Annotated in this window: 6 protein-coding genes and 1 pseudogene; 3 read left to right on the plus strand and 4 right to left on the minus strand. The window is 38.1% G+C overall.

The window, feature by feature from the left end; all coding sequences use genetic code 11:
• The 3 genes and pseudogenes from VLB74_RS05580 to VLB74_RS05590 all read right to left on the minus strand — a co-directional run.
• Positions 1–470, minus strand: a pseudogene (locus VLB74_RS05580) (phospho-sugar mutase); the annotation flags it as partial.
• A 12-nt stretch (positions 471–482) separates the two neighbouring features.
• Positions 483–1,439 carry a glycosyltransferase family 2 protein gene (locus VLB74_RS05585; protein WP_325202471.1) on the minus strand — a complete coding sequence of 319 codons (957 nt, stop codon included), beginning with the start codon at positions 1,437–1,439 and terminating at the stop codon, positions 483–485.
• 3 nt (positions 1,440–1,442) lie between these two features.
• On the minus strand, positions 1,443–1,973 hold the full coding sequence (locus VLB74_RS05590; protein WP_325202472.1) for a DUF4199 domain-containing protein: 531 nt from the start codon (positions 1,971–1,973) through the stop codon (positions 1,443–1,445).
• Positions 1,974–2,202: 229 nt separating this feature from the next.
• On the opposite strand from VLB74_RS05590, the gene VLB74_RS05595 reads away from it, so the two are divergent.
• The 3 genes from VLB74_RS05595 to aspA all read left to right on the plus strand — a co-directional run bounded on the left by VLB74_RS05595 (position 2,203) and on the right by aspA (position 5,504).
• On the plus strand, positions 2,203–2,454 hold the full coding sequence (locus VLB74_RS05595) for a type B 50S ribosomal protein L31 (RefSeq protein ID WP_325202473.1): 252 nt from the start codon (positions 2,203–2,205) through the stop codon (positions 2,452–2,454).
• A gap of 396 nt (positions 2,455–2,850) precedes the next feature.
• Positions 2,851–4,026, plus strand: coding sequence for a GlmU family protein (locus VLB74_RS05600; protein WP_325202474.1), 1,176 nt, complete (start codon positions 2,851–2,853; stop codon positions 4,024–4,026).
• An 83-nt stretch (positions 4,027–4,109) separates the two neighbouring features.
• The gene (aspA, locus tag VLB74_RS05605) at positions 4,110–5,504 is read left to right on the plus strand and encodes an aspartate ammonia-lyase (protein ID WP_325202475.1); all 1,395 of its coding nucleotides are present in this window, start codon (positions 4,110–4,112) and stop codon (positions 5,502–5,504) included.
• Between the two features lie 109 nt (positions 5,505–5,613).
• Here the strand turns inward: aspA and VLB74_RS05610 are convergent.
• Positions 5,614–5,823: hypothetical protein (locus tag VLB74_RS05610; protein WP_325202476.1), on the minus strand; the 210-nt coding region annotated here is incomplete at its 5' end.

Raw genomic sequence — 5,823 nt, forward strand, 5'->3', positions numbered from 1 at the left:
CCGTTATATTCAGGTGGATTGTGCGAAGCAGTAAGTACAATTCCGGAATGACATCCCAAATGTTTTACAGCAAAGGATAATTCAGGAGTTGGGCGTAAATCGGAAAAAAGAAAAACCTTGATTCCGTTTGCCGAAAATACATCCGCAACCACTTTTGCCAATGTGTCGCTGTTAAGACGGCAATCGTAGGCAATGGCTACTTTTATTTCTTCATTCGGGAATGATTTTTTAAGGTATTCGGATAATCCTTGAGTATTTTTTCCCAAAGTATATTTGTTGATTCTGTTGGTTCCCACACCCATAATTCCGCGCATGCCTCCGGTTCCGAATTCCAGGTTTTTATAAAAACAATCTTCCAGTTCTTTTGGGGAAGTAGTCATTATTTCACGGATTGCTTCGTGGGTATCATTATCAAATGTTGGCGTTAGCCAGATGTTTACTTTGTCTAAAATTGCTTTTTCAATGTGCATCTCAATTCTGATTTACAGATTTAACTCTTTTGAAATTTTATAACGTTCTTCGTTGTTTTTGGTTCGCAGGATGATTTCACCCAAGAATCCGGCAAGAAAGAGTTGTGTTCCTATGATCATGGTAGTCAGAGCGATATAAAACCATGGGTTGTTCGTAACTAAAATGGCAGCTTCATGACTGTATAGTTTGTACAATTTCATGATGCCGATGTAACCCGCGGATAAAAATCCGATGAAGAACATAATCACTCCCAAGGCGCCAAAAAGATGCATGGGGCGTTTTCCGAATTTGGAAATAAACCAAATCGTGATTAAATCCAGAAAACCGTTAATGAAGCGTTCCATTCCGAATTTAGTCGAACCGTATTTTCGTGCCTGATGAATCACTACTTTTTCACCGATATTTCCAAATCCTGCATTTTTAGCCAGAACAGGAATATAACGGTGCATCTCGCCTGAAACTTCAACGTTTTTCACGACGATGTTCTTGTAGGCTTTCAGACCGCAGTTGAAATCGTTCAGTTTTACTCCGGATGTTTTTCGTGCCGCCCAATTGAATAGTTTTGATGGCAGGTTTTTGGCAACCACGGAATCGTAGCGTTTCTTCTTCCAACCCGAAACCAAATCGTAGTTGTCGTTGGTTATCATGCTGAAAAGTCCTGGTATTTCGTCCGGACTGTCCTGTAAATCGGCATCCATGGTGATGATAACATCACCCTGTGCCTTGGCAAAACCAGCGTGAAGCGCCTGGGATTTTCCGTAATTGCGTAAAAAACGAATTCCTTTAACATTCGGGTTTTCCGCAGAAAGCTGTTCGATGGTTTTCCACGAATTGTCCGTACTGCCGTCATCAATGAAAATAACCTCATAAGAGAAATTGTTTTCTTTCATGATTTTTACGATCCAGGAATGCAATTCGGGTAGCGATTCCTGCTCGTTGAGTAAAGGAATTATGATGGATAAATTCATTCGTTATTCTATATTCGAAGTTTTATTTCTGAAAATTAAAGCCAAAAGGGCACCGAAAATCGCAGAAAAAATAAAACTGAACGCAAGACCTTTTAATAAGTTAAATGGCGAATAGTTGTCGGTTTTCTGCATTTCCTCCACTGTTTTTGTAATAGCTTCGGTTGGCGTGTTGAATTTCTTCATCATGTTAACCGCGTATTCAACCGCATATTCATTTACGGTTGCTTTTGCTTCCGGATCGATTACGTTGAAAAGTAAAATATTGAATAAAACAGACATCGTCGCTCCAATTGCTGCAGCCAAAAAATAAACGGTGAATGCCTCCTTAAAAGTGATGAAACCGTTCAGTTGTTTTTTTGTTTTCGTTACTAAAACTATACCAATGACTAAAAAGATAACGATGCTTACAATCCCAATCCACATGTTGGTGAATAGTTTCAGGTCGGTTGCATAAATAGAAGCGGTAATCAGAATTGAAATAGTCCCTAGGATAATTCCGTAGTTAATGCCGTTTTTTTTAATTACTTCGTTCATGGTTTTGGTTTTTGGTTTAAATAATTTACAAATATAGAAATTCTGTGCTATGTTTAGTTAGTTCGTGAAGTTGAAAAAAAGTTACACAATAATTTGAATTTTGAAAATTAGTTGTACATTTGCACTCTGAAATAAAAAAGATTATAAACAAAAAGTTACAGACGTTTATACCTTTTAAAGAATAAAAGCATCAGAACAGTTTGTAACCAATTAATAAAAACGATTTACCATGAAAAAAGGAATTCACCCGGAAAATTACAGATTAGTAGCATTTAAAGATATGTCAAACGACGATGTATTCATCACTAAATCTACTGTAGAAACTAAAGATACAATCACTGTTGATGGTGTTGAATACCCAGTATACAAAATGGAGATCTCTAGAACATCTCACCCTTTCTATACAGGTAAATCTAAACTTATCGATACTGCTGGACGTATTGATAAATTCAAAAACAAATACGCTAAATTCAGCAAATAATAGTTGTCTTTATAAGATACGGAAGCCTCTCAAATTTGAGAGGCTTTTTTTATATTTGAATCTAAATGATTTAAAAAACTCTTTTTTTGTGAAAACCTTTAAGTTTATTGCAGGAATTATTTTTGCCTTGTTGTTTTCTTCTTTTCTCTTTAAATATAGTACAATGGCCTGTCTTTTCTTTTTTCCAAACACGACATTGGATGGTTATGGGAAAGTAGTTTATGTGATGCCAACGACTCAGTTGTTTTTTGGTTTTTTATGTGCAACAGTTGTTTTTGCAATAATTGTTGTTTTCTTGTATAAAAAGTGTTACAGATTGTGATGAATTTTTAAAGACTCAAATGAAAACTTTGTAACTTTGAGACTTTGCAACTCTACAACTCTGAAACTAAAAAAATGAACTACATACTTTTTGACGGAACTGTTCGCAATGCGTTACTCCCTTTTACATTTACCCGACCTGTAGCCGATATCCGTGTTGGTATTTTGACCATCCGCGAAAAATGGGAAAAATATTTAGGTTATACAACAACCACATTAACCGAGGAATATCTGATGGATAAGTTTCCCATGGTGGAAATGGAAGAAAATGTGATGATTAACGCCTCATTTTTGCCTAATAGTGTTCTTTCGGAAATGGTACGCTCACTTGAGGCTAACCAGGCTATTTTTTGGCATGATGAAGTGGTTGCTTTTTACAGTAAAGAAAATCAGGAAGAGGTTGATTTCGATACGTATGAGATTATTGAATATACTGATGATTGCCTGAAAATAGAAAATACCTGGGATATTTTTCAGAAAAATGATGCTGCCTTACGGGAAGATTTTGATTTGATTACCGAAGATCGTTTTTCACAGCCGATTCCTAAAAGCGTAAATGTAATCGCTCCGGAAAACATCTTCATTGAAGAAGGCGCCAAATTGGAATTCGTTACGCTTAATGCTTCTACAGGTCCAATTTATATCGGTAAAAATGCTGAAATCATGGAAGGTTCCGTAATTCGTGGCCCTTTTGCTTTATGTGAAGAAGCTCAAGTGAAATTGGCAACAAAAGTGTACGGTGCAACCACAGTGGGGCCTCATTGCCGTATTGGTGGAGAAGTAAATAATTCGGTGCTTTTCGGGTATTCCAATAAGGGGCATGACGGATTTTTGGGCAATTCCGTTTTAGGGGAATGGTGTAATATTGGAGCCGACAGTAACAATTCGAACCTGAAAAATAATTATGAAGAAGTAAAGCTGTGGAGCTACGAAACCGAAGGCTTTGCCAAAACAGGCTTGCAGTTTTGCGGATTGATGATGGGTGATCACAGTAAATGCGGTATCAATACCATGTTCAATACAGGAACTGTAGTTGGGGTGAGTGCCAATATTTTTGGCAGTGGCTTCCCTCGTAATTTTATTCCGAGTTTCTCTTGGGGAGGCGCTTCCGGATTTACGACTTACATCACCAAAAAGGCTTTTGAAACAGCAAAAATAGTAATGTCCCGTCGCCATGTGGAATTCACGGAGCAGGATGCGGCTATTTTAGAGCACGTTTTTGAGGAAACTAAAAAATGGCGAAAGGAATAACTTGATTTTGTGTAAATTATAGAACCACGATTGTGAAAACAGTCGTGGTTTTTTTGTAAATTTATTCTCCAAAATTTAAAATCATGTACAGAATAGAAAACGATTTATTAGGAGATATGCAGGTTCCGACGAATGCGTATTACGGAATTCAGACGCAAAGAGCTATTGATAATTTTCAGATATCGGGCGTGAAATTATATCAGTTTCCTGAATTTATTAAAGGATTGGCTTATGTGAAATGGGCTGCTGCCGAAACTAACTTTCAACTGGGATTGCTTGATGAAAAACTCAAAAATGCGATTGTGGAAGCGGCTAAAGAAGTCATCACCGGAAAATTCGATATGGAATTTCCGATTGATATGATTCAGGGTGGCGCGGGGACTTCGACTAATATGAATATCAATGAAGTTCTGGCTAACCGTGCGCTGGAACTGATGGGCTATCAAAAAGGAGAATATCAATACTGTTCACCGAATGATCATGTGAATTTATCCCAATCTACCAACGATGCTTATCCCACAGCTATTCGTGTCGCCGGAGTTCATTCAACCAAATTGTTGATCGAGCATTTGAAAGATCTGATCAAATCGATTAGAAATAAAGGAGAAGAGTTCAAACATGTATTGAAAATGGGAAGAACCCAATTGCAGGATGCGGTACCAATGACCCTTGGACAAGAATTTGAAGCTTTTGCAGTAACGCTGGAAGAAGAAATCGAACGACTGACGCAGAATTCCAATTTATTCCTGGAAACCAATATGGGAGCAACTGCTATCGGAACCGGACTAAATGCTGCTCCGGGGTATGCAAAACTATGTGCCGAAAATTTGGCTAAAGTTACCGGTTTGGCTATTGTTTCCGCTCCCAATCTGATTGAAGCAACTCCTGATACAGGTGCTTATGTGATTTATTCGTCGGCCCTGAAACGGATGGCTATCAAAATTTCGAAAATCTGTAACGACTTGCGATTGCTTTCTTCCGGACCGCGCTGTGGTTTAAATGAAATCAATTTGCCGCCAATGCAGCCGGGTTCTTCCATTATGCCCGGAAAGGTAAATCCGGTAATTCCCGAAGTGATGAACCAGGTTTGTTTCCGTGTTATCGGTAATGATCTGACGGTAACCATGGCAGCGGAAGCCGGACAATTGCAGTTAAACGTAATGGAGCCGGTACTGACTTATGCAATCATGGAATCCATGCAGTTGCTCTCAAACGGAATGGATACGTTACGACAAAAATGTATCGAAGGTATCACAGCCAACGAAGAGCATTGCCGAGAAATGGTCCTACACAGCATCGGAATCGTAACGGCTTTGAATCCATACATTGGTTATAAAAACAGTACTAAAATTGCCAAGGAAGCATTGGAAACCGGAAAAAGTGTCTACAACCTGGTTTTGGAACATAATATTTTATCGAAGGAACAGATAGATGATATTCTGAATCCTGAAAATATGCTCGCCCCTAAAAAAGGGTAATTTGAAAAAGCCACGAAATAACAATCGTGGCTTTTTTATTAAATGTGGATTTAGTTTAATGATTTTACAATCTTATAAACATGTCTTTTCTTTATGATGATGTTAATGGTTAATCTTCCCATCCGCACAATTCCAGGCCTTTGTCCAATGCAGAAGATTTTGAAACTTTCTTTATTTCGTGTTTGCAGTTAGATAATCCGCGACAGTTTTCGTTGTAATGGTATTTTTTGGCACTCGGACTAACACAAATGTAAACTTCCTGCGTTGAAAATGATGTTAGGGAAACAATCGCGAGCAGGTAGATTGCTTTTCTCATTTG

The sequence above is a fragment of the Flavobacterium sp. genome, from assembly GCF_035456225.1.
Classification (GTDB): domain Bacteria; phylum Bacteroidota; class Bacteroidia; order Flavobacteriales; family Flavobacteriaceae; genus Flavobacterium.